This window comes from Planomonospora alba, from assembly GCF_039534085.1.
GTDB lineage: Bacteria > Actinomycetota > Actinomycetes > Streptosporangiales > Streptosporangiaceae > Planomonospora_B > Planomonospora_B alba.
In genome coordinates, this window is the sequence record NZ_BAAAUT010000028.1 from 1 (window position 1) to 19,815 (window position 19,815).

Annotated in this window: 20 protein-coding genes; 10 read left to right on the forward strand and 10 right to left on the reverse strand. The window is 70.3% G+C overall.

Going from position 1 to position 19,815, the window contains the following annotated elements; genetic code table 11:
• Positions 1–58: 58 nt before the first annotated feature.
• Entirely contained in the window at positions 59–964 is a 906-nt protein-coding gene (locus ABD823_RS17840) for an NsdA family TPR-like regulatory protein (RefSeq protein WP_486352085.1), read from the forward strand.
• Here the strand turns inward: ABD823_RS17840 and ABD823_RS17845 are convergent.
• From ABD823_RS17845 to ABD823_RS17860, 4 genes are all read right to left on the reverse strand, one after another.
• The gene (locus ABD823_RS17845; RefSeq protein ID WP_344860938.1) at positions 961–1,869 is read right to left on the reverse strand and encodes an aminoglycoside phosphotransferase family protein; all 909 of its coding nucleotides are present in this window, start codon (positions 1,867–1,869) and stop codon (positions 961–963) included. The two genes, ABD823_RS17840 and ABD823_RS17845, sit on opposite strands and share 4 nt — an antisense overlap.
• 40 nt (positions 1,870–1,909) lie before the next feature.
• On the reverse strand, positions 1,910–2,590 hold the full coding sequence (locus tag ABD823_RS17850; protein ID WP_344860939.1) for a GntR family transcriptional regulator: 681 nt from the start codon (positions 2,588–2,590) through the stop codon (positions 1,910–1,912).
• Between the two features lie 426 nt (positions 2,591–3,016).
• Positions 3,017–4,240 (reverse strand): pentapeptide repeat-containing protein, encoded by a 1,224-nt coding sequence (locus ABD823_RS17855; protein WP_344860941.1) that lies wholly within the window; start codon positions 4,238–4,240, stop codon positions 3,017–3,019.
• 411 nt (positions 4,241–4,651) lie between these two features.
• Positions 4,652–5,026: a hypothetical protein gene (locus ABD823_RS17860; protein WP_344860943.1), complete on the reverse strand. Its 375-nt coding sequence runs from the start codon at positions 5,024–5,026 to the stop codon at positions 4,652–4,654.
• 411 nt (positions 5,027–5,437) lie between these two features.
• Here ABD823_RS17860 and ABD823_RS17865 point away from each other — a divergent pair, with 411 nt between their 5' ends.
• On the forward strand, positions 5,438–5,947 hold the full coding sequence (locus ABD823_RS17865) for an Imm21 family immunity protein (RefSeq protein ID WP_344860944.1): 510 nt from the start codon (positions 5,438–5,440) through the stop codon (positions 5,945–5,947).
• Positions 5,948–5,996: 49 nt separating this feature from the next.
• Here ABD823_RS17865 and ABD823_RS17870 read toward each other — a convergent pair whose 3' ends face one another.
• The 3 genes from ABD823_RS17870 to ABD823_RS17880 all read right to left on the reverse strand — a co-directional run bounded on the left by ABD823_RS17870 (position 5,997) and on the right by ABD823_RS17880 (position 8,470).
• Entirely contained in the window at positions 5,997–6,179 is a 183-nt protein-coding gene (locus ABD823_RS17870; protein ID WP_344860946.1) for a hypothetical protein, read from the reverse strand.
• Positions 6,180–6,600: 421 nt separating this feature from the next.
• Positions 6,601–7,722 carry a serine hydrolase domain-containing protein gene (locus ABD823_RS17875; RefSeq protein WP_344860948.1) on the reverse strand — a complete coding sequence of 374 codons (1,122 nt, stop codon included), beginning with the start codon at positions 7,720–7,722 and terminating at the stop codon, positions 6,601–6,603.
• 76 nt (positions 7,723–7,798) lie between these two features.
• Complete coding sequence (locus ABD823_RS17880; protein WP_344860951.1) at positions 7,799–8,470, reverse strand: DUF4097 family beta strand repeat-containing protein; 672 nt, start codon at positions 8,468–8,470, stop codon at positions 7,799–7,801.
• A gap of 243 nt (positions 8,471–8,713) precedes the next feature.
• Here ABD823_RS17880 and ABD823_RS17885 point away from each other — a divergent pair, with 243 nt between their 5' ends.
• The 5 genes from ABD823_RS17885 (at position 8,714) to ABD823_RS17905 (ending at position 12,651) form a co-directional block, all read left to right on the forward strand.
• Positions 8,714–9,469: a GbsR/MarR family transcriptional regulator gene (locus ABD823_RS17885; protein ID WP_344860952.1), complete on the forward strand. Its 756-nt coding sequence runs from the start codon at positions 8,714–8,716 to the stop codon at positions 9,467–9,469.
• Positions 9,470–9,870: 401 nt separating this feature from the next.
• Positions 9,871–10,614 (forward strand): Type 1 glutamine amidotransferase-like domain-containing protein, encoded by a 744-nt coding sequence (locus tag ABD823_RS17890; protein WP_344860954.1) that lies wholly within the window; start codon positions 9,871–9,873, stop codon positions 10,612–10,614.
• A 95-nt stretch (positions 10,615–10,709) separates the two neighbouring features.
• Positions 10,710–11,066, forward strand: coding sequence for an ATP-binding cassette domain-containing protein (locus ABD823_RS17895; RefSeq protein WP_344860956.1), 357 nt, complete (start codon positions 10,710–10,712; stop codon positions 11,064–11,066).
• Between the two features lie 9 nt (positions 11,067–11,075).
• Entirely contained in the window at positions 11,076–11,369 is a 294-nt protein-coding gene (locus tag ABD823_RS17900) for a hypothetical protein (protein ID WP_344860958.1), read from the forward strand.
• Between the two features lie 262 nt (positions 11,370–11,631).
• Complete coding sequence (locus ABD823_RS17905; RefSeq protein WP_344860960.1) at positions 11,632–12,651, forward strand: aldo/keto reductase; 1,020 nt, start codon at positions 11,632–11,634, stop codon at positions 12,649–12,651.
• A gap of 304 nt (positions 12,652–12,955) precedes the next feature.
• On the opposite strand, the gene ABD823_RS17910 is transcribed toward ABD823_RS17905, so the two are convergent.
• Positions 12,956–13,144, reverse strand: coding sequence for a hypothetical protein (locus ABD823_RS17910; RefSeq protein ID WP_344860962.1), 189 nt, complete (start codon positions 13,142–13,144; stop codon positions 12,956–12,958).
• Between ABD823_RS17910 and ABD823_RS34670 the strand changes: the two genes are divergently transcribed.
• On the forward strand, positions 13,071–13,757 hold the full coding sequence (locus ABD823_RS34670; RefSeq protein WP_425566622.1) for an RNA polymerase sigma factor: 687 nt from the start codon (positions 13,071–13,073) through the stop codon (positions 13,755–13,757). The two genes, ABD823_RS17910 and ABD823_RS34670, sit on opposite strands and share 74 nt — an antisense overlap.
• Here ABD823_RS34670 and ABD823_RS17915 read toward each other — a convergent pair.
• Entirely contained in the window at positions 13,708–13,998 is a 291-nt protein-coding gene (locus tag ABD823_RS17915) for a hypothetical protein (protein ID WP_344860965.1), read from the reverse strand. The genes ABD823_RS34670 and ABD823_RS17915 overlap by 50 nt on opposite strands.
• A gap of 162 nt (positions 13,999–14,160) precedes the next feature.
• On the opposite strand from ABD823_RS17915, the gene ABD823_RS17920 reads away from it, so the two are divergent.
• A complete protein-coding gene (locus ABD823_RS17920; RefSeq protein WP_344860967.1) occupies positions 14,161–17,007 on the forward strand; it encodes an AfsR/SARP family transcriptional regulator in 2,847 nt (948 codons plus the stop codon).
• Positions 17,008–17,284: 277 nt separating this feature from the next.
• Complete coding sequence (locus ABD823_RS17925) at positions 17,285–18,751, forward strand: MFS transporter (protein ID WP_344860970.1); 1,467 nt, start codon at positions 17,285–17,287, stop codon at positions 18,749–18,751.
• Positions 18,752–18,853: 102 nt separating this feature from the next.
• Here the strand turns inward: ABD823_RS17925 and ABD823_RS17930 are convergent, their stop codons facing one another.
• Positions 18,854–19,720: a class I SAM-dependent methyltransferase gene (locus ABD823_RS17930; protein ID WP_344860972.1), complete on the reverse strand. Its 867-nt coding sequence runs from the start codon at positions 19,718–19,720 to the stop codon at positions 18,854–18,856.
• Between the last annotated feature and the right edge of the window lie 95 nt (positions 19,721–19,815).

Here is a 19,815-nt window from a genome sequence, read left to right on the forward strand (position 1 = left end):
GCTACCGCCTTCTGCAGGTCCGTCGTGACCTGGGCCATCAGGATGAAAAAGCCTCAATGTGGGAGAGTCCGATGTCCGGGCCGTTCGCATGACCACTCAGCTCTTCATGAAGCTGGACTTTCAGTTCGGTGGCGGGCATGCTCGCGCGGCCCTGGCGCAGTACTACGTCCGCGATGTGAGCCCGCTCCTGGAAGGAAAGTTCACCGAACCCGTTGGGCGAGAGCTGTTCTCCGCTGCTGCCGAAGTTGCCCAACTTCTCGGTTGGACGGCCTACGACCTGGGACGTCACGGGCTTGCTCAGCGCTACATGATCCAGGCGCTCCGCCTCGCCCAGGCCGCGGGTGATCGCATGCTCGGGGGACGGTTACTCGGCAACATGAGCCACCAGGCGAACTATCTGGGGAACTTTCAGCAGGCGATACAGCTTGCCAGGGCGGCACAGGAAGGCTCGAAGGGAGTCGCGAGCGGCACCACCATGGCGAGCTTCCTTGCCATGGAAGCGAGAGCCCACGCGGGCAACGGCGACGATGCGGCATGCTCCCAGGCACTTCGCGAGGCCGAAAAGCTCTTCGAGAGCCGGAACGTTGCCGACGATCCCGAGTGGATCAGCTACTTCGATGACGCTGAACTGGCGGGAGAGGGAGCGCACTGTTTCCGGGATCTACGGAAACCGCTTATCGCGCAAGAATTCGTCGGTCGCTGCCTCGAACTCACTGATCCCGTTTACGCTCGCACCCTCGCGTTCATCCGTCTGGTGCAGGCGGCTACGTACGTCCACCAGGGCGAGCCGTGCCAAGCTGCTGTCTTGGCTACCGAAGCTGTCGAGCTTGCGGGTTCTCTCAAGTCGATGCGCTATCTCCGGTACGTCTCCGATCTCTGCGCCGATCTGAAGGAATACCGGGGAAACCGCGAAGTCGAGAGCTTTCGGGAGCTGGTAAGCGGCAAGTATCCGTCAATCGCCTAGAACGGTGTCCACGAGCGCGGTGCCTCATCGTCGTGAAGGGAGGCGAAGCGCATCCTGAATTCCTGGGCAACCCTTTCGCTCTCATTTACGTTCTGCATGAGCCAAGTGGTCATCTTCAGCTCATTGATCGAGCGGAGTACGGGGAATCCCTCCCAGGAAATGACATCGAAGCCGTAAGCATCGGCGAAGCTCTCATACTCTCCGGCGGTGTGCCAGCCTATGAGGCGTTCTGTCGCGGTGACTGCCAAATCCGTTTCTGGCGGACCGAAGGCGAACCGCTCGAAGTCGATGAGCAAGACCGTGCCGTCGAGCGCAACGATCAGGTTCTGCTGGTGAGCATCCCCATGCACCGCGCACGGAGTTAGCGGGTAGCGGAGGCTCTCGTACTTCTCGCGCAGTTCAATGAGACGGGCCGTAAGGAACTCGTGGTCCTGATCCGAGAGTGCCTCTGTCTTAGCGATGCGCTCGGAAACGCGGCCGAAGATATCAAAATCAGGCAGAGGGAGATCTGAAGGGACCGGCAGGTTGTGGAGCTGCCGGAGAATTCGGGCAAGGTCTCTCACGCTTGCCTTGTCGCCGTTATTCTCGATCAGGCGCCAGAAAGTGACCGGCCTACCTTGAATTATCAGGGGCTGCTCATAGTCCGCAGGCTCTGCCGCGGGTAGACCTGACTCACGTAACCATTCGGCGACGGCGACTTCTTTCCTCGCATCGGGAAGGACCTCGGCGCTGCGGGCGATTCTAACAATCACCTTCTCTGTTGAGAGCTGGAATATGGCGTTCTCTCCCAGGCGGAGGAGTGCTGCGTCTTCTGCGTGGAGCCCGACTTTCCGGCATGCTGCATCGAGAGTCTCGCGTGCTGCGGAGGAAGTGAAGGGCAGGATGGTTGTCTGTGACTCGTTCAATGGAACCTGCCTGTTCGTTGAGCGGTCCACGGTCTATCACTTATTGAGGAGAACGGGTGACGATTCGCCCGACCCCTCTTCTGCTCTCTACGATTCCCTCTGCTTCCAGAAGGGCTATGGCACGTCTTACGGTAACTCGTGCTACGCCGTACTGCTCAGCAAGCGCGGATTCTCCGGGAATGCGTGATTCTCTCGGAAAGTCGCCCGCAAGAATCGCTTTCCGGATGGACTCCGCAACCTCCTCAGTCCGGGTCAGCGCGCCCTGCGCGTCACCCACGAACCATCCCTTACCGTGAACCGCTGTGATCCGCCCTTCGGCGGCCAGCATCTGGAGCGCCTGGCGTGCGGTTCCCTTGGACACCCCGTGCTGCTCAGCCAGCATTGCCTCTCGGGGAAGCTGACTGCCCTGTGAGAGCTTGCCACTGGCGATGTCCTGACGAAGAGCCGCGGCTACGGTCTCGTACCGCGTCGAAGGGGAAGGGGGCTCACCGGACGTTCCACCGACGACGCGCCGGCCCCTGCCCATCTCGCTTACTACCAGGCCCAGACGCTCCAGCTCGGCGACCGCTTGTCGAACGGTGCCCCGGGCAACGCCGTACGTTCGCACAAGGACGGCGTCGGAACCCAGCATGCCGCCCGGCGGTGGGTCGCCGGCCTGAATCTGGGCGCGGAGGTCATCCGCGATCCGGAGGTAAGCGGGCTGCTCGTTGCTCTGACTCATCGTGCTCCCTCGCTGAGGAACATTGCCCTCCAGGCTACGACGGTAAGCGCTGGCGCCCGTCGGGGTCCTGGTGAGCGATCCTCCCCGGTCCTAGGGAGCCGCCGTAGAATCCGCAGAACCCCTGCGGACGCACGTTTTCCCAGTTCAGCAGGTTGCATCTGTGCCAGTGTCTGTCAGCCGCAGAATTTCACAGAACCCCGCAGAATCTGGGAGCGGCGCCGTGCCCCGGCTGTCGAGCGGGATTCTGCGACATTCTGCGGCGGATCCTCCGCTGAGCTGTGACACGGTGCTGACCAGCGGGAGCAGTTTCAATCTCGGGGTTCTGCGGATTCTGCGGCGGCTCGTAGGCATGCTGTCGAAACGCAAGCGTGCGGATGCTTTTAGCGCGCTCCGAAACTGGGTCATTCTCTTGTGGACCGAGCATTCTCACTCCAGGGTGAACTCCTCCTCCGATCCGTTCCAATCCGCTGGCAGCCCGACCACGCCACCGAGGATTGCCTCCGTCGGGCGTCTTCCCGGGAAGCGAACATCAGTGAGGTTCGCGCGGGTGAGGTTCGCGCCGGTGAGGTCAGCGCGGGTGAGGTTCGCGCGGGTGAGGTCCGTGTCGGTGAGTTCCGTGAGGCGGAGCTCCGCGTCGGTGAGCTCCGCGTCAATGAGATCCGTGTCGGTGAGGTTCGCGTCGCTGAGGTCAGCGCGGGTGAGGTTCGCGCGGGTGAGGTTCGCGCGGGTGAGGTTCGCGCCGGTGAGGTCTATACCAATGAGGTTAGCGTCGATGAGGTCTGTGCCGATGAGGTCTGCGAGGTGGAGGTTCGCGTTGGTGAGGTCGGCGCGGGTGAGGTTTGCGTCGGTGAGGTCTGCGAGGTGGAGGTTCGCGTTGGTGAGGTCGGCGCGGGTGAGGTTTGCGTCGGTGAGGTCTGCGAGGTGGAGGTTCGCCTCGGTGAGGTTTGCGTCGGTGAGGTCTGCGAGGTGGAGGTTCGCCTCGGTGAGGTCGGCGCGGGTGAGGTTCGCGCCGATGAGGTTCACACCGGAGAGGTTTGCGTTGGTTAGGTTTGCGCGGCCGAGGTTTGCGCCGGTGAGGTCGATCCCACCGGGAAGGTCCTGTTCGACTAAACGTCGCCCGATCACCGTCAGGGCAGCCCGTAGATCCGTCCGCAACGGATGTTTTCGAGGCTTCACCGCTCCTGCTTCGTCCACCTCAACATCATCGTGTAAGTGCTCCCGGATGAAGCCTGCCAATACCTCCATGACGGTGGGATGGTCACGAACGGAGTCGCGGGCGATGCGCTCCAAGGCGTAGATGCCACCGAGACGAATGTCGAGCTTGTCAGAGCCGAGTTGCTCGATGGCCTTGGTGTAACGGTCAGTGACATGGCCTTGCTCGCCTAGTTCAAAGGTGCGGCGCGCGGTGGCGGCGTTACGCGCGGTGTAGTACACCGCCACCAGCGCGATCAACCCAGTGGCAATGGCTAGCGCTCGGCCACGAATCGCATCCAGCGCCGCCGCCAGGTCCTTACCGGCCAGTCCCCTGACCCCGTCGAAGTGCTCCAGAACCCAGGCCGCGCCCGGCCCTAACACCCACACCAACGCCAGAGCTACGGCCACCGCAGCGATAGCCAGGGTGATCCGTGACAACATCTGCCAAACCTTCACGCCTCCCATAGTGGAGCCTGCTTTGCAATCTCTGCTGGAAAACGGCTCAGGACTGCCCTCCCTGTTCAGTACTGCTGATTACGAACGATGATGCTGAGCACCGCGTAGAGGGCCGTTCTCGGGTGCGGCAAGAGGGGGCCTGAGGTGCCGATGCTCTTGTTGGCGTGACACTCAGACCTTGGTCATGCCGAATGCGTGCCGAAATCCAGGCTACCGGCGTAGCGGTCGGAGCATTCTCACTGGTCAGAGGATGCGCGGTGGCTATGTGAGGCTTCCACTACGGATCAGAAGGTTAGGGGTTCGAGTCCTCTCGGCCGCGCCACCCGAAGAAGGCCCTTGAGCAGGCATTGCCCTGTTCAGGGCCTTCCTGCTTTCTCGAGTCTCGGTTCATTGCATACTCCCCGGAGTCCGCTATCTCCGCATGAACGGGACTCCGTAGGAAGGCGGCTGCCCGCTCATCAGGTCGGCCAGGCCGTCCTCGCTGAGATCGAGGACGAAGGCGCTTCCCATCTGCCGCGGATCCCAATCGCGCTTCAGAGCCGTCTGTATGACCGCTGCCACGAGTGCCGGCTGTACGGCTATGCTGCGCTCCCCGAGCCAGGCGTCCGGCCGGGAACAGGGCAGCGCCACCAGGAGGACGCGGCCCGGCCTGTCGGCTGGTTCGACGGCGAAGGTCAGCGGTCCCCAGCCGTTCCCCTGGCAGTAGGTGGGTCTGCGGCGGATCCGCCAGCGGTAGACGACGCCGTCGACCGTGATGAGCCGCGAGCCCTTCCTGGGGATCGCCATGGAGCGGCCTCCTGCTTTCATTCCGTCACTGTTCCGCAGGCGTACGGAGAGCAGCGAGGGCCAGCCAAGACGCCCGCAAGCGTAACCCTTGGCCAGTGCCATGACCGAGTCGTCTTCACAGGCGGCCGGGACCGTGCAGGAGATCATCCAGATCCGCGAGGACAGGGCGCATCCGGGGCGCAGGGGTACGAGAAGCGATACGAAACGACGAGGACCGGCGTGCGGGGAGAGGTCTGCTCACTCGCCCTGGTGGCCGGTCTCCGCAGGTCGCGGCCGGTGGCCGATCAGAGCTGCGACATCGGAGCCCCTCTTCGGGGCTCCTCCGACGGAGAGAGGCTATGTGATCATGGGCGAACGGTCCTGCCGGGGTCGCTGCCTTCCGCGGGTACGCCGATGAGAGCGAGGTCGTCAATGATCCACACTTGGGTCCAGAGCGCGGGAGGCCCGTTGATCGCCGTCCCTGAGTCCGAGCTGGACGGCTGGGCGGGTGTGGATGACAACGACGGCTCCGTGGAGACCTGGGGTGACTACGGCCGCGCCTGTGCGGTCGAGGGCTACATCGGCCTCGTGGCTGTCGGCGCGCAACAGGCCCTCGTCCTCGGCGACGAACCGGTCATGACGACCTACCTGACGAACGAGCGCCTCTTCGTGCGTTGGGCCGCCGCATACTCCGAAACCGAACTGGTCGCGGCGGCCAGGCGAGCCCTCGCGGGGAGACCGGACGATGACGATGACGAGGACCTGATCTGGCAGGTCCAGGAGGCGGCCGTCCTCTTCGACTCCGCGGTTCCCGGCGCTGAGCTGGATCCCGACGAACGGTTCACCATCGATCTCGAACCCGGCCGGTACAGGGTCCGATCCACCCACGTGGTGGACGAGGACCACCGGATGATCCTCGTCCACCTTCAACCGGAACCTTGAATCCCTGGACACACCACGCTCAGGTGCGCCTGCATGCGGATCGGGGGGTTCAGGTGTCGTAGGACCCGTCCCAGGGCTCGTAGAAGCCGATGCCCTCCGGGTGGAGCTCGGCGTGCCGGTCGCCTTCGAAGACCTCGGTGACGGCGAGGAACTGCCCGCCGTCCCAGTGGCTGATCGTGTCGCTGTGGTGGTCGGACTCGTATCCGATGGGGATGACCTCAGGAATCGCCATGCGGGGGAGAGCGCCCAGCAGGCGCGACAGCGCCAGTCTGCGCGGGGACGGCTGTGAGCGCGCCGGCCGGATGGAGCAGGTCGGAGACGGCGGACGTCCGCTGCGGCCCCGTGGAGGCGGTCGGTGCGGTGCTGGTGGAGCAGACTGACGAGCGGACCGAGGTCCGCCGTTACATGGGGGCTGGGCGTGGCCCCAGGCCGTCCTGCGCACGGACGAGGCGGGGTACTCCGACGCGGTGTCGGAGTACGCCGCCTTGGCATGCCGGGCGCGCGTCCGTGGTGGCTGCTCCGGGCCGGGGTCGCCCTTCGGCGTCGGCCTGCCGCGGTGTGCGGTCCGGGTGGGGCCGGTCGTCCAGGCCGGCGGGTGCCGGCCGGGACGGACGAGTCGACCCGGCCCGTGCGGGTCCGTGTGACCCGGCCTTCTACCGAGCCGGCCCGGCCTGTCCGCCGTCGAACACCTCGGCGACCAGGCGCTGCGTCGCCTTCTGGAACACCTCGCCCATGGACAGCGCGGCGTCGTCGACGTAGTTCAGCGCGGCGGTCAGGGTCGTGCCGCCGTCGGGCGTGCTGTACATCAGCGCCGCGTGGCCCGCCATGCCGCCGTTGTGGGAGATGACGGTGCCGCCGCCGTCCGTGGTCAGCACGAACACGCCCAGGCCGTAGCCCATGTTCGGAACGCCCGTCGGGTGCGGGGTGCGCATCTCGGCCAGCAGCGCGTCCGGCAGGAGCCTGCCGCCCATCAGGGCGGAGATGAACGTGTGCAGGTCCCGGGTGGTGGAGACCATGTCGCCGCCGCTGGAGATCCAGGACGGGTCGTGCCGGGTGACGTCGACCGTCTTGTGCTCGCCGGCGTCCTCGTAGCGGTAGTAGGCGCGGGCGTGCGGGGAGGGGATGTCCGGCTCGCTGGTCGGCTGGACGGTGCCCGTCAGGCCGAGCGGTCCCAGGATCAGCCGGTGCATCTCCTCGGCGACCGGGTGGCCGGTGACCTTCTCGATCAGCAGCCGGGCCAGCACGTAGTTGGTGTTGGAGTAGCTCCAGCCGGTGCCCGGTTCGAAACGCGCCGGCTTCGACAGCGCCAGCCGGACCAGATCTTCGGGCCGGTAGGTCCTGAACCGGCCCTCCACCCATTCCTTGCCCGCCGTGGTGGCGGGGATCCCCGGCGCGAACGTGCCGTCCTCGAAGTACTCGCCGGTGAAGTTGAAGATCCCGCTGGTGTGCTGCAGCAGCATCCGCACCGTGATCCGCCGGTCCAGTCCGAGCTCCGGCAGGTGGTCGTCGACCGGGTCGTCCAGTCCGATCCGGCCCTCGGCCACCAGTTGCAGCACCACGGTGGCGACGAAGGTCTTGGTGTTGCTGCCGATCCGCACGTGCCCGTCGACCGGCGGCCCGGCGCTCCCGCCCAGCTCTGCCGTCCCGGCGCTGCCGGCCCATTCACCCCGCTCGTCGTGCACGCGCAGCGTCACGCCGACGAAACCGGAATCGATCATCTCTTCGATGGCCTCCTGCAGTTGCGGACGGGCCTGGACGGAACGGGTGGTGGACATGATGGTGTGCTCCTTCGGAACCGTTGCGGGATTCGACTGGACGGACGGGATCGCTGCGCCTTGAGGGACGCCCCTCTCACAGGCTGCGGGCGGTGATGTCGCCGTAGGCGGTGGTCGCGTGGATGTTCAGGCCGGCGGCGGCGCCGTCGGTGTTGGTGAGCGCGTTGTGGATGCGGCCGTAGGTGGTGCCGGCGTCCAGGGACGCGGAGGCTCCGCGGGCGGCGCCGACCGAGATGTCGCCGTGCTCGGTGCGCAGGGTGACCGTGCCGTGCACGGCCTCGGTGACGCGCAGGTCGCCCTTCTGGGTGCTGATCCGGGCGGGGCCGCCCAGGCGGCCGACCGAGACGTCTCCGGACTGGAGGGTCAGGTGGGCGCTCGCGGCCTCGTCGAGCTTGACCGTGCCCTGTGCGCCGGTGAAGGAGACGTCGCCGAGCCGCCCGACGCCCCGGAGCTCGGCGCTGGCCGCCTTCGCCTCGATGCGCGAGCCGGCGGGCAGCTGGACGGTCACCTCGATGGACCCGGAGGGGCCGAAGAGCTGGTTCTTGGGCTCGCGGGCGTGGATCCGCAGGACGCCGTCGCCGTAGGTGACCACGGTCTGCTCGGCCGCCTTGACGTCGCGGCTCTTGGAGGCGTCGGCGGGCAGGACCTCGACCGTGGTGTCGGTCCGGTCGGCGGCGATGAGGCGGATGTGGCCCGCGGGGATGTCCAGGACCGTTGCGACCGGGGCGGGGGTGTCGAACTTCTGCATGGTGCTCTCCTTCGTCTGTCTCGTGTCTCTCCGTCGGCGTCTTGTTTCCGACAAGGGAAAAGCTACGTTGCCTTTGTGTAGAAGGCAACATGGTCATTGCGAATATCAGATATAAGCGCAGGTGACAGCCAGATAATCATTGCAACAGGGTTGGATTCAAAGCAACGATCTCGACCTCATTCGTTGCAATGATTGAGGGTGAACGCTATGGTGGAGGCGTCACGGAACACAAAGGAGACCTCGATGCCGGGCGGCAGACTCACCCAGCAGGAACGCCAGCAGATCGCGTTGGGGCTGGCCGACGGTCTCGCCTACGCGGAGATCGCCAGACGCCTCGACCGCCCCACCTCGACGGTCACGCGCGAGGTGATGCGCAACGGCGGCCCCACCGGCTACCGCGCCGACCTCGCCCACCGCGCCGCCGAACGCCGCGCCCACCGCCGCAGGAAAGCGGCACCCCGGGACCCCGGTACCTCCCCGCAGACCTACGGGCGCGACGCCGAGGCCGTACGCGAGTACGAGGAGACGTTCACCACCGTCTTCATGCAGTCGGGCCTGCCCAAGATGACGGCCCGGGTGCTGGCCGGCCTCTACACCACCGACACCGGCAGCCTCACCGCCTCCGAACTCGCCGGACGCCTCCAGGTCAGTCCGGCGTCCGTCTCCAAAGCGGTCGCGTTCCTCGAAAGCCAGGGGCTCATCCGCCGCGAACGCGACGAACGCCGCCGCGAACGCTACGTCGTCGACGACGACGTCATGTACCAATCCACGATGGCCAGCGCCCGGTCCACCGCCCACCTCGGTGAGATCGCCCGCCAGGGCGTGGCCGTCCTCGGCCCCGGCACCCCGGCCGCAGCCCGCCTGGAGAACATCGCCCGCTTCGTCGACTTCGTCTCCGAGAGCATCGCCCGCGCCGCGGACCAGGCCCGCGAGGTCCTCCACACGAAACCCGAAGCGGCCTCCGACAGCCCTGCCCGAACGACATCCGGATCCCGGTGAGGGCGAACGCGGGTATGGCGGGGGCGGCGGCGTCGAAGGCGCCGCCCGTCCCGAGGAGATCGAGGAGCGCTTCGCCTGGCTGGAGGCCGTGGACCGGGCCGGGGGTGCGGCCGTGCTGGTCGTCGACTCGCACGGTGCGGCGGACGACCGGGCCGCCCTGGCCGATGGCGGGAAGGCCCGGGGCGGGTCCGTGCCCGCGGTGCAGCGGGACAGGTGACCGCCGAGCGGCGGCATCGGCCGGCGTCCCGGGACAGCCGACGTCTGACCGATCCCGCTGACGCTGTCACCGGCGACGTCCCCGGACGCCGGTGTACACCCGCGGAGTCCGATCAAGCCCGCCGTTCCCACGGCGATAGAATCCGATCTTGCCGGCGCCCGCTGCGGGACAAGAGGATGCGTACGTGGCCAGAGAGCGACAGATCTTGGCGTGTTCGGGCGTCCTGAATCCTCCCGAGGGCTTTCCCCCGGAGCACGTGGGCGCCCAGATCTGGCAGGCGCTCCGGCTCGCCGACGTCCGCAGTCCGCGCATCTGCCTCATCGCCACCGCGGTCGGCGACTCCCGGGCGTACATCGACCGCTGGTACGAGCGGGCCGGATTCTTCGGGGCCGGGGAGACGTCGCACCTGGAGCTGTTCGTCCGGCCGAACGTCACCGACATCCGCTCCCATCTCCTGGCCCAGGATGTGATCTTCGTGTCGGGCGGCAGCGTGGTGAACCTGCTGGCGGTCTGGCGTGTGCACCGCCTCGACGCCGTGCTGCGGGAATGCTGGGAGGCGGGGGTGGTCCTGGCGGGGCAGAGCGCGGGCAGTCTGTGCTGGCACCTGGGCGGGGTGACCGACTCCTTCGGGGACGCTCTCGATCCCGTCACCGACGGCTTGGGCTTCCTGCCGTACAGCAACGGGGTCCACGACGACCTGGCCGACCAGCCCCGCCGCCGGCGCTTCCGCGAACTCGTCGGAGCGGGGGAGTTGCCGGGTGGGTACGCGACGGAGGACGGCGTCGCCCTCCACTACGTGGGGGACCGGCTGCACGAGGTCGTGAGCGTGCTGCCCGAACGGAGGGCCTGGTCCGTCGAGCGCGACGGCGCGGGGCACCGTGAGAAGGCTCTTCCCGCCCGGTACTGGACGCCCGGACCGAGCCTGTAGAGACGCCGAGAGGCCTCGGTCGGTCGCGTCCCCGGAGGACATGCCGGCGACTCCACCCCGCAGAACCGGACGGTCCCACAAGGGGGCCGGCGGACATGCCAGCCGGAGACATCACTTGTGACCGTGGTCGGAGGCGGAAGTTCCGACCACGGTCAGATGTGCCGCCAGGGGGAATCCGGCACCGTGTTCACGTGATCGGAGTAAGAGAACCGACGAAGCGGCACGGCTCGGCGCTGGCACTGGACCGGTCGTCCTTCCACGTTCCCCCCGGGCAGGTGACCGGCTTCCTGGGGCCCGACGGCGCGGGGAAGTCCACGACCTCGGGCGTCATCGTCGGTCCGCATGAGGCGACGTCCCGTGTGGCCTTGGTCAACGGCCGCGGCGGTCCTGAGGTTCTACGTGGTCCTGGCCCTGGGGCGGCGGGCCCCGGCTCCTGCCGCCGCGACTCGTGAAGGAGAGGCATGCGAAAGGTCATCCGGGTCCTCGGGTTCGTCCTGGGCACTTACCTGGTCGTCCGCGCCGTCGCAGAACCGTTCGTCATCGACGTCTCCGACCCGGCGACGTACCGGGACGACTGGGGCGGCCCCGGTCTCGCCGGCGTGCTCGCAGTGCACTGCGGGCCCGGCCTCGTCTCGGCAGCGGTGATGACCTGGGCACTGATGCGCCGTCGATCGCGGTCGCGTGACCGAAGCCGTCGAGGCATGGCGGATCATCCGGGGGAAGGCGCGGATCGAGGCGTTCCGGGTCCTGAGTGATGCCCGCGGCGCGGCGCGGACAGATCATCGACCCGTTCGGGTGCGGACGGCGGTCGACGCAGCATCCGCGCGACGTGCCCGTGGGGGAGGTCGCCCGGTGAGGCAGCCGAACTGTTCGGCGCCTGGCCGCGGTCGCAGGTGACACGAAGGCACGGCACGGCACGAAGACACGGCACGGCACGAAGACACGGCACGGCACGAAGACACGGCACGAAGGCACGGCACGGTACGAAGACCACGGCATGAAGACACGGGAGAGTCGATGCGTTACCGACTGCTGGGCCCCACCGGGCTGCGAGTCTCCGAGCTGTTCCTGGGGGCGATGACCTTCGGCGAGCAGGGCGGGGTGGGCGCGCCGCCGCAGGAGTGCCGCCGCATGCTGGACCTGTACGCCGATGCCGGCGGCAACGTCGTCGACACCGCGATCAACTACCGCGGCGGACAGAGCGAGGCCATCGTCGGCGAGCTCCTGCAAGGCCGCCGCGACCGCTTCGTGCTCGCCACCAAATACACCGTCTCCCGGGACGGAAGCGATCCCAACGCCGCCGGTAACCACCGCAAGAACCTCGCGCTCTCGTTGGAGACGAGCCTGCGGCGGCTGCGCACCGACTACATCGACCTGTACTGGGTCCACCTGTGGGACCGGCACACCCCGATCGAGGAGACGATGCGGGCGCTGGACGACGCCGTCCGCTCCGGGAAGATCCTGTACGTCGGCATCTCCGACGCTCCCGCATGGGTGGTCGCCAGGGCCAACACACTGGCCGAGTGGCGCGGCTGGACCCCGTTCGCAGGCCTGCAGGTGCCCTACAGCCTGCTCAAGCGCGACATCGAACGAGAGCTGCTGCCGATGGCGGAGGCGTCCGGGATGAGCGTCGCGGCCTGGGGACCGCTCGCGGGCGGCGTGCTGTCGGGGAAGTTCACCCGACCGGGTGGCCCCGAGTCCGGCACGCGCATCTCACCCGAGTCCCTCGGGCCGCGCGAGCACGCCGTCGCCCGGGCGGTCCAGGAGGTCGCCGACGAGTCGGGCGCCACCCCCTCCCAGGTGGCGATCGCCTGGACCCGGGCGCGTTCCCGCGTGATCCATCCGATCATCGGAGCCAGAAGCGTCGAGCAGCTCAACGACAACCTGGGCGCGATCGACGTCACCTTGCCGGAAGAGACCGTCCGGCGCCTGGAGGCGGCGGCGGAGTTCACCGTGGGCTTTCCCGCCGACTTCATCGCCGAGACGAGTCCCTGGGTGTTCGGCGAGTCCTCCCGAAGGCTCGACGGGCGACCCTGACCGGCGGATGCCCGTCCGGGAATCACAGGCGACCTCGGCGGTGGGGGCCTGCTCATCCCGTCCGTCCCCGACCCGGAGCGTGACGGACGGAGACGAGGCTCAGGAGACGGGACGCTTTCCCCAGGTGTCCTCCCACTCGCCCCGCTCCGCCGTCTCGTCGGCGGAAGGGACGGGGATGCCGGTCTCGGCGCCCCGGCTGGTCCTCACCGGTCCAGAGGCCGGTCATCGTGATCGCCGCAGCAGGGCCGGTCGCTGTGGACGGCCGGGAACGGTCTGTGACGCACGCTCCGTTCCCCGGCACCGATCACCGTTTGCGGGCCAGCAGTTGCACCGCTTGCGACGGGTGGCCGTTCATCGTGGCGACGGAGGTCCGGCGCTCCTGCACGAGGTCGAACCCGGACAGCAGGGCGCGCAGTCCGGTGATCTCGTGGTGCCGCACCCGCGACCCCCGCCTCGCAGAAGATCTCGCCCAGGAGGCCTTCGTCAAGGCCACCCGGGCCATGCTCGGCCGGCGAGGGGAGTCCCCGACCCCGTGGCTCCTCACCATCGCGCGCAACGTGCTCGTCGGCCACCTGCGGCGCAGCCGTACCGGACTGCCGCTGCCGAGTCCGGAGGAACGGGGCGCGCCGGAGTCGGCCACCGACGCCGTCGCGGTCCCCGACGTGCTCGACCGGCTGCCCGAACAGCGGCGGCGGCTGCTCGTCCTCGTCTACTTCGAGGGGTTTTCCCCGGTGGAGGTGGCCGCGATGACCGGCCGGTCCACCGCGCCAGTCGAAACCGCAGGTGATCGAGGACCCGCGGGTCACGACGGTCCGGGTGGCCGACATCGCCTTCGACCTGCGGAAGCCGTAGCGGCAGTGCGGCATGGGGGCGGCCCTGGCCGCTACCGGGCCGTGCGGACGGTTCCGCTGCGCCGGAGACCGCGGGCGGCACGTTCGGGCCGCTGCGGTCTCCGGCGAAGGGGCGTGTCCGGCACGTCGTCCGGGAGCCCGCGGGGCCCCCACCGGGGGATGCCGTGGCGGGGGCCCGGATGCCGTGGCGGGGTCCGGCGGGGGCTCAGCGCTCGTCGACGACCCGGCCGTTCAGGGCCGTCGCGTTCCTGGTGAGCGCCATGGTCAGCGGGGCCTCCGGGAAGGTGGAGATGGCGGCGAGCGCGGCGCCCATCTGGGCGTCGCTCTCCCAGTGCCAGGTGTCGCTGTACGTGCCGTCCTCCAACTCGACCAGCCGGGTCCTCGTCAGCCCCGGATGCGTCTCTCGGACGGTGCCGATCAGCGAGGCCCGGCGGGCCAGGAACTCCTCGAGATCGGCGGGGTCGACGGAGTAGGCATGGGATCGGACGACGGACATGGAGGACTCCTTCACCAGGTGCCGGCGATCTGCCGGACGGGGGCGTCGAGGCGGTCGGACAGGTCGGTCACGGCGACCGCCGGGAGGACCGGGGCGGGTCGCCGTCCTGCTGACAGGAATGAGGATCTCCACCCGGATTGATAGGTTCGCGATGTGTCGGCGATGGAAGGGCGATACGTGGAGATACGCTTCACGCTGCTGGGTCCGGTGCAGGTGCTCGCCGACGGCGAGGCGGTCCGGGGCATCGCCCCGCGGCACCGCGCGGTGCTCGCCTACCTGCTGCTCAACGCCGGCCGGGTGATCGGCATGGAGAAGCTGATCGACGCCCTGTGGGGGTACGACCGGCCCGACACCGCCCGGTCGCAGATCCACGCCGCGATCACCGCCCTGCGCAGGGTGCTCCGCGGTGTCGGCGCCGACCACGTCATCGAGACGCGGCCGGGCGGCTACGTCGCGCTCCCCGGGCCCGGCCGGCTCGACGTGCAGGACTTCGCCGAGCTGGTCGCGGCGGGACGGTTCCGGGACGCGCTGGAGCTGTGGCACGGCGACGCACTGGCCGACGTGCACGCCGCCTACGCGCAGGGCGCCCGCGCGCTGCTGGACGACCGGCGGCTGACCGCGATCGAGCGCCTCGTGGAGGCCGAGCTGGACGCGGGCCGTCACGGCCGGGTGCTCGACGAGCTGGCCGGCCACGTGGCGGCACACCCGCTGCGGGAACGGCTCGTCGGCCAGCTCGTCCTGGCCCTGCACCGCTCCGGACGGCAGGCGGACGCCCTCGCCGCGGCCCGGTCCTACCGTACGGCTCTCGCCGAGGAGCAGGGCCTCGACCCCGGCCGCGACTTCGCCGAGCTGGAGCGGGCGGTCCTGGCCGACTCCCCCGCGCTCAGAGTCGAGGCCGCGGACACCCCGGAGCAGGGCGGGGCCACGGACGGGGCGGCGGACAGGGCCACGGACAGGGCCCGGTCGAACTTCCTGCCTTATGACATCCCCGACTTCGCCGGCCGTACCGCCGAGCTGGACCGGCTTCTCGCGGACCACCGGAACACGGTCGTGACGATCGACGGCATGGCCGGCATCGGTAAGACCACGCTCGCCGTCCGCGCCGCCCACCGCCTGGCCGACCGCTTCCCGGACGGCCAGCTCTTCATCGACCTGCGGGCGCACACCGGGGGCCAGGAGCCGCTCCCGGCCTCCGCCGCGCTCGAGATCCTGCTGCGGCAGCTCGGCCTGACCGACATCCCGGTGGCGGAGTCCGAGCGGAGCGCCCTGTGGCGTGCCGAGCTGGCGCGGCGCCGCCTCATCGCCGTCCTGGACAACGCGGCGGACGGCGAGCACGTGCGTCCGCTGCTCCCCGGCGTCTCCGACAGCCTGCTGCTGATCACCAGCCGGCGGCGGCTGGTCGACCTGGACGGCGCTCACGCGCTGTCGGTGGAGGCGCTGCCGTCCCGCGACGCCGCCGCGCTCTTCGAGAGCGTCGTGGGCGAGCGGGCCGTCGCCGAGCCGGAGGCCGTCCGCGAGGTGCTGGAGCTGTGCGGATACCTGCCGCTCGCCATCCGCATCGCCGCGGCGCGTCTGCAGCACCGGCCCCGGTGGACGGTGTCCTACCTGGCCGGTCGCCTGCACGACGAGCGGCGGCGGCTCGGCGAGCTCGCGACGTCCGAGCGGAGCGTCGCGGCGGCGTTCACGGTCTCCTACGAGCAGCTCGGTACGGCGGAGCAGCGCATGTTCCGGCTGCTCGGGCGGGCCCCCGGCCCGGACATCGAGCCGCACGCCGCGGCGGCCCTCGCCGGCGTCCCCGTGCCCGAGGCCGAGGACCTGCTGGAGAACCTCCTGGACGCGCACATGCTCCTGCAGCGCGAGCCGGGCCGCTACACCCTCCACGACCTGCTGCGCGAGCACGCCCGCTCCCTCGCCGGAGACGACGGGGACGACGGGGCGCTCATGCGCCTGCTCCTGCACTACCTGCACCGGTCCCGCTCGGCGGTCAAGCAGCTGTTCCCGCACCGGGTCCCCGACCGGCCGAACATGCCGCCCGAGATCACGCCGGTGGAGCCCATCGGCGGCGCGGCGGAGGCCATCGGCTGGCTCGACGCCGAGCGCGCCAACATCATCGCGACCGTGGTCCACGGGCCCGAGGTGTGCATCAGCCATCTCGCCGTGGCCCTGAGTCCCTATCTCGACCGGCAGGGCCACCACGACGACGCCCTGACCCTGCACACCGTCGCGCTGCGCAGGAGCCGCGCGCTCGGGGAGCACGCCATGCCGCCGGGCCGCGCGCTCGCCGACCTCGCCTGGACCCACTGGCGGCGCGGCGACTACGAGAGGTCCGCGGCCTTCGCCCGCGAGGCGCTCGAGGCCAGCGAGGACCCGCACGAGAGGTCGCTCGCGCTGAACGCGCTCGGCAACGTGGCCTGGCGCCGCCGCGAGAGCGCGCAGGCCGAGCGCTACCTCAAGCAGGCGCTCGACCTCACCCGGATCGCCGGCGACTGGTCGAGGGAGGGCTTCGTGCTCGGCGACCTCGGCATGATCCTCGACCAGACGGGCCGCCACGAGGAGGCGCGGCGCCATCTCGACCTGGCGCTGGCCCTCCACCGGAAGGAGGGCGACCCGCTGGGCGAGGCCCGGGTGCTCAACCACATCGGCTCGGTCCTGCGGCACCAGGGCAGGGCGGAGGAGGCGATGGCCCGCCACCGCGAGGCCGGGGAGCTCTACCGGGCGATGGGCAACGGCGGCGACGAGGCCTCGGCGTTCAACGGGCTGGGCGAGGCGGCCCTGGCGCTGGGCGAGGCGGCGCGGGCGATCGAGGAGCACGCCGCGGCGCTCGCCCTGGCTGATGCGGCGCGCAACCGGCCCGAGCAGGCCCGGGCGCACGACGGCCTGGCCAGGGCCCACCTGAGCCTCGGCCGGGACGACCGGGCGCGCGAGCACGGGCGCGCGGCCCTGCGGCTCTACGAGGAGCTCGGCGTCCCCGAGACCGACGAGGTGCGCGCCCTCCTCGGGAGTGCGTGAGCCCGGGTGGTTCCCCGCCGGGGGACGTGCGCCCGGCCGGGAGAGGTGCCGGTCCGCGGGAGCACCCCGCGCCCGGCGCCGGCGAGCCGGTCCGGGCGCTCGGCCGGTCCGCCGGCGCGGCGCGGTCGGGTATATTTCTCCGGCTCTCCGCCGATCCGCGTGCCGGCAGCGGTGCGGCCGGACCGGTGCCCCCGAGGAGCCGGTGGGTCCCGGCGGCCGCCGGCGGGCGGACGGAGCCGCCCGCCGGAGAGACGCCCCCGCCGAAAGAAGACGTTCCGTGACCGAAACCGTCCCGCTGCGCGGAAACGTGCGCTTCCAGCTGCTGTGGCTCGGCAGCGCGGTCTCCCAGCTGGGATCGGAGCTCACCCGGCTCGCCATGCCGCTGCTGGTGCTGGCGCTCACCGGATCGCCGGGGCTGGCGGGCGTCGTCGCCGGGACCCGCACCGTCGCCTTCCTCCTGGTCCAGTTGCCGGCGGGCGTCTGGGTGGATCGGTGGGACCGCCGCCGCACGCTGGTCACCGCCCAGGGACTCCAGGCCGCGGTCTCGGCGCTGCTGGCGCTGCTGGTGGCCACCGGCCAGGTGCGGGCCTGGCACTTCGTCGCGCTGGCGGTGCTCGACGGGCTGTGCGCCGCGTTCGTCGGCCCCCTCCGGGACACGGCGATCCGCGGGATCGTCCCCTCCGGCCAGCTGCACGCCGCCTACGCGCAGGAGGAGTCCCGCACCCACGCGGCGGCGCTGATCGGGCCCCCGCTCGGCGGTCTGCTGTACGGCCTGGGGATGGCCGTGCCCTTCGTCGTCGACGCTCTCACCTTCCTCGCCGCCACGCTCTTCTACGTCCTGGCGAAGGTGCCGCGCCGCCCGGCGGGCCGGCCGTACGACCCGGCCCGCACGGACGGCCGCACGGACGGCGGCGGGGACGGGCGCACGGGCGGCGGGGAGGGCGGCGGCGGGGACGGGCGCACGGACGGCGGTGCGGGTGACCGTGTGGACGGCCGCGCGGGCGGTGCGGATCGGCGACCGGGCGGGCGCGGCATGCGCGCGGAGGCGGGCGAGGCCGTCGCCTGGCTGTGGCGCCGGCGGGGGCTGCGGGAGGTCACCGCGGCGGTGATGGTCCTCAACCTGCTGGGCGGGGCGTTCCTGATACCTCTGATCGTGCTCGTCGGCGAACGCGGCGGTGACGCGCTCACCACCGGCACGGTCCTGGCCGGCCTCGGCGTCGGCGGACTGGCCGGTGCGCTGCTGTCGGGCCGCATCGGCAGGCTCCTGCCGCCCGGCAGGCTGCTGCTCGCCGTCGTCACGGTCTTCGGTGCCGCGCTGGCGGCCACGGCGCTGCCGTGGGGGCCGTGGTGGCCGATGGTCCCGCTGGTGTTCATCACGCTGTCGACGCCCTCGCTCAACGTGGTGATGAACGTGGTCGTCGCGCGGATGGTGCCCGAGGAGATGCTGGGCCGGATGGGCGCGGTCCTGAGCACGGGCGGGACGGCGCTCAAACCTCTCGGGCCGGTCCTCGGCGGGGCGCTCGCGGCGGCGCTGGGCGGCGCGGCGGCGCTCGTCGTGCTGGGCGGGCTGCTCTGCCTGACCGCCGTCGTGGCCGCGCGCAGCGGGGAGTTGCGCGGCTTCACCGGGGAGGAGGCCCCCGCGGGCGGAGCCGGAGCGGCGTCCGCGCGGAGAGCGGAGGAGACCGCGCCGGACGGAGGGGAGGCCGCGCGGGCCGGGGACGGCTCCCGGCCCGCGTCCGCCTGACGCCGCGACCCGCGGGTGGGCGCTCGGGTACGGCGCTCGGGTACGGCGGGCGGATACAGCGGCTGGGCACGGCGGCTGGGCACGGCCGCGCGGATACGGTGATCAGGTACGGCGTGCGGGCACGGCCGCGCGGACCAGGCGGCACAGGTCGGCGGGGCGCAGGGCGTCGGAGCGGCGCCAGAGCGCGGGGTCGACGCAGTCCGCCTGCCGTACGTGCTCGGCCGTTCCGAGGCCGTGCCGCTCCAGCGCGGCCGACAGGTCTTCGGGGGCGAAGAAGGTCAGCCAGGGCTCGCCGCGCTCGGCGGCCGCGGGGAGGGCGAAGCCCGCGTAGGCGCTGCCCGGCTCGTCGCGGAGGCCCGGCGGCAGGGCGTACTCCATGACCAGCTCCGTGCCGGGGGCGAGGCGGCCGACGGCGGCCAGCACCGCGTCGATCGCGTCCCGGGTGAGGTACATGGAGACTCCGAGCCAGCTCACCAGGGCCGGCCTGGACGGGTCGAACCCCGCCTCGGCCAGGCCGGCCAGCAGGTCGCCGTTCTCGAAGTCCACGGGCACGAAGGCCGCCCCGTCCGGGTGGGCGATGCCCGCGGCGGCGAGCAGGCCGCGCTTCCACCGCTGGGTGGCGGGGTGGTCCACCTCGAAGACCGCGATGCGGCCGGCCGGCCCGGAGCGGTGGGCGAAGGTGTCGAGGCCCGCGCCGAGCACCACGTACTGCGCCGGGCCGTCGCCGGCCAGGGCGGCCAGGCGGCGTTCGGTGTAGTGGCTGCGGGCCGTCACCTGGGCGCGGGTGCCCGACAGGATGAGGTGGTCGCCGTAGGCGCGGTGGTAGCCGATGAGCTCCTCGGCGCGCTCGCCGAGCAGGGCCGCCGCGACGGTGTCGCGGAGGATGAAGGGCTCCCGGTCCACCACGAGGTGGGCCGCGCGGGCGGCCGCCGCCATCATCGCGGTCTGGCTCGGCTGTTCTCCGTGCATGGGCGTCGTTCCTTTCTCGGTGCGGGAACGACAATGCTAAATGCGGAGAACATATATGTTTCCCATCATATCAAATGAAGATAAATTTCGAATCT

What these genes read in the sequence shown, in the direction of transcription:
- ABD823_RS17850 (WP_344860939.1), bottom strand. Translation starts at nt 2,590, where the DNA reads ATGAGTCAGAGCAACGAGCAGCCCGCTTACCTCCGGATCGCGGATGAC.
- ABD823_RS17860 (WP_344860943.1), bottom strand. Translation starts at nt 5,026, where the DNA reads ATGGCGATCCCCAGGAAGGGCTCGCGGCTCATCACGGTCGACGGCGTC.
- ABD823_RS17865 (WP_344860944.1), top strand. Translation starts at nt 5,438, where the DNA reads ATGATCCACACTTGGGTCCAGAGCGCGGGAGGCCCGTTGATCGCCGTC.
- ABD823_RS17870 (WP_344860946.1), bottom strand. Translation starts at nt 6,179, where the DNA reads ATGGCGATTCCTGAGGTCATCCCCATCGGATACGAGTCCGACCACCAC.
- ABD823_RS17875 (WP_344860948.1), bottom strand. Translation starts at nt 7,722, where the DNA reads ATGTCCACCACCCGTTCCGTCCAGGCCCGTCCGCAACTGCAGGAGGCC.
- ABD823_RS17880 (WP_344860951.1), bottom strand. Translation starts at nt 8,470, where the DNA reads ATGCAGAAGTTCGACACCCCCGCCCCGGTCGCAACGGTCCTGGACATC.
- ABD823_RS17885 (WP_344860952.1), top strand. Translation starts at nt 8,714, where the DNA reads ATGCCGGGCGGCAGACTCACCCAGCAGGAACGCCAGCAGATCGCGTTG.
- ABD823_RS17895 (WP_344860956.1), top strand. Translation starts at nt 10,710, where the DNA reads ATGCCAGCCGGAGACATCACTTGTGACCGTGGTCGGAGGCGGAAGTTC.
- ABD823_RS17900 (WP_344860958.1), top strand. Translation starts at nt 11,076, where the DNA reads ATGCGAAAGGTCATCCGGGTCCTCGGGTTCGTCCTGGGCACTTACCTG.
- ABD823_RS17905 (WP_344860960.1), top strand. Translation starts at nt 11,632, where the DNA reads ATGCGTTACCGACTGCTGGGCCCCACCGGGCTGCGAGTCTCCGAGCTG.
- ABD823_RS17915 (WP_344860965.1), bottom strand. Translation starts at nt 13,998, where the DNA reads ATGTCCGTCGTCCGATCCCATGCCTACTCCGTCGACCCCGCCGATCTC.
- ABD823_RS17920 (WP_344860967.1), top strand. Translation starts at nt 14,161, where the DNA reads ATGGAAGGGCGATACGTGGAGATACGCTTCACGCTGCTGGGTCCGGTG.
- ABD823_RS17930 (WP_344860972.1), bottom strand. Translation starts at nt 19,720, where the DNA reads ATGCACGGAGAACAGCCGAGCCAGACCGCGATGATGGCGGCGGCCGCC.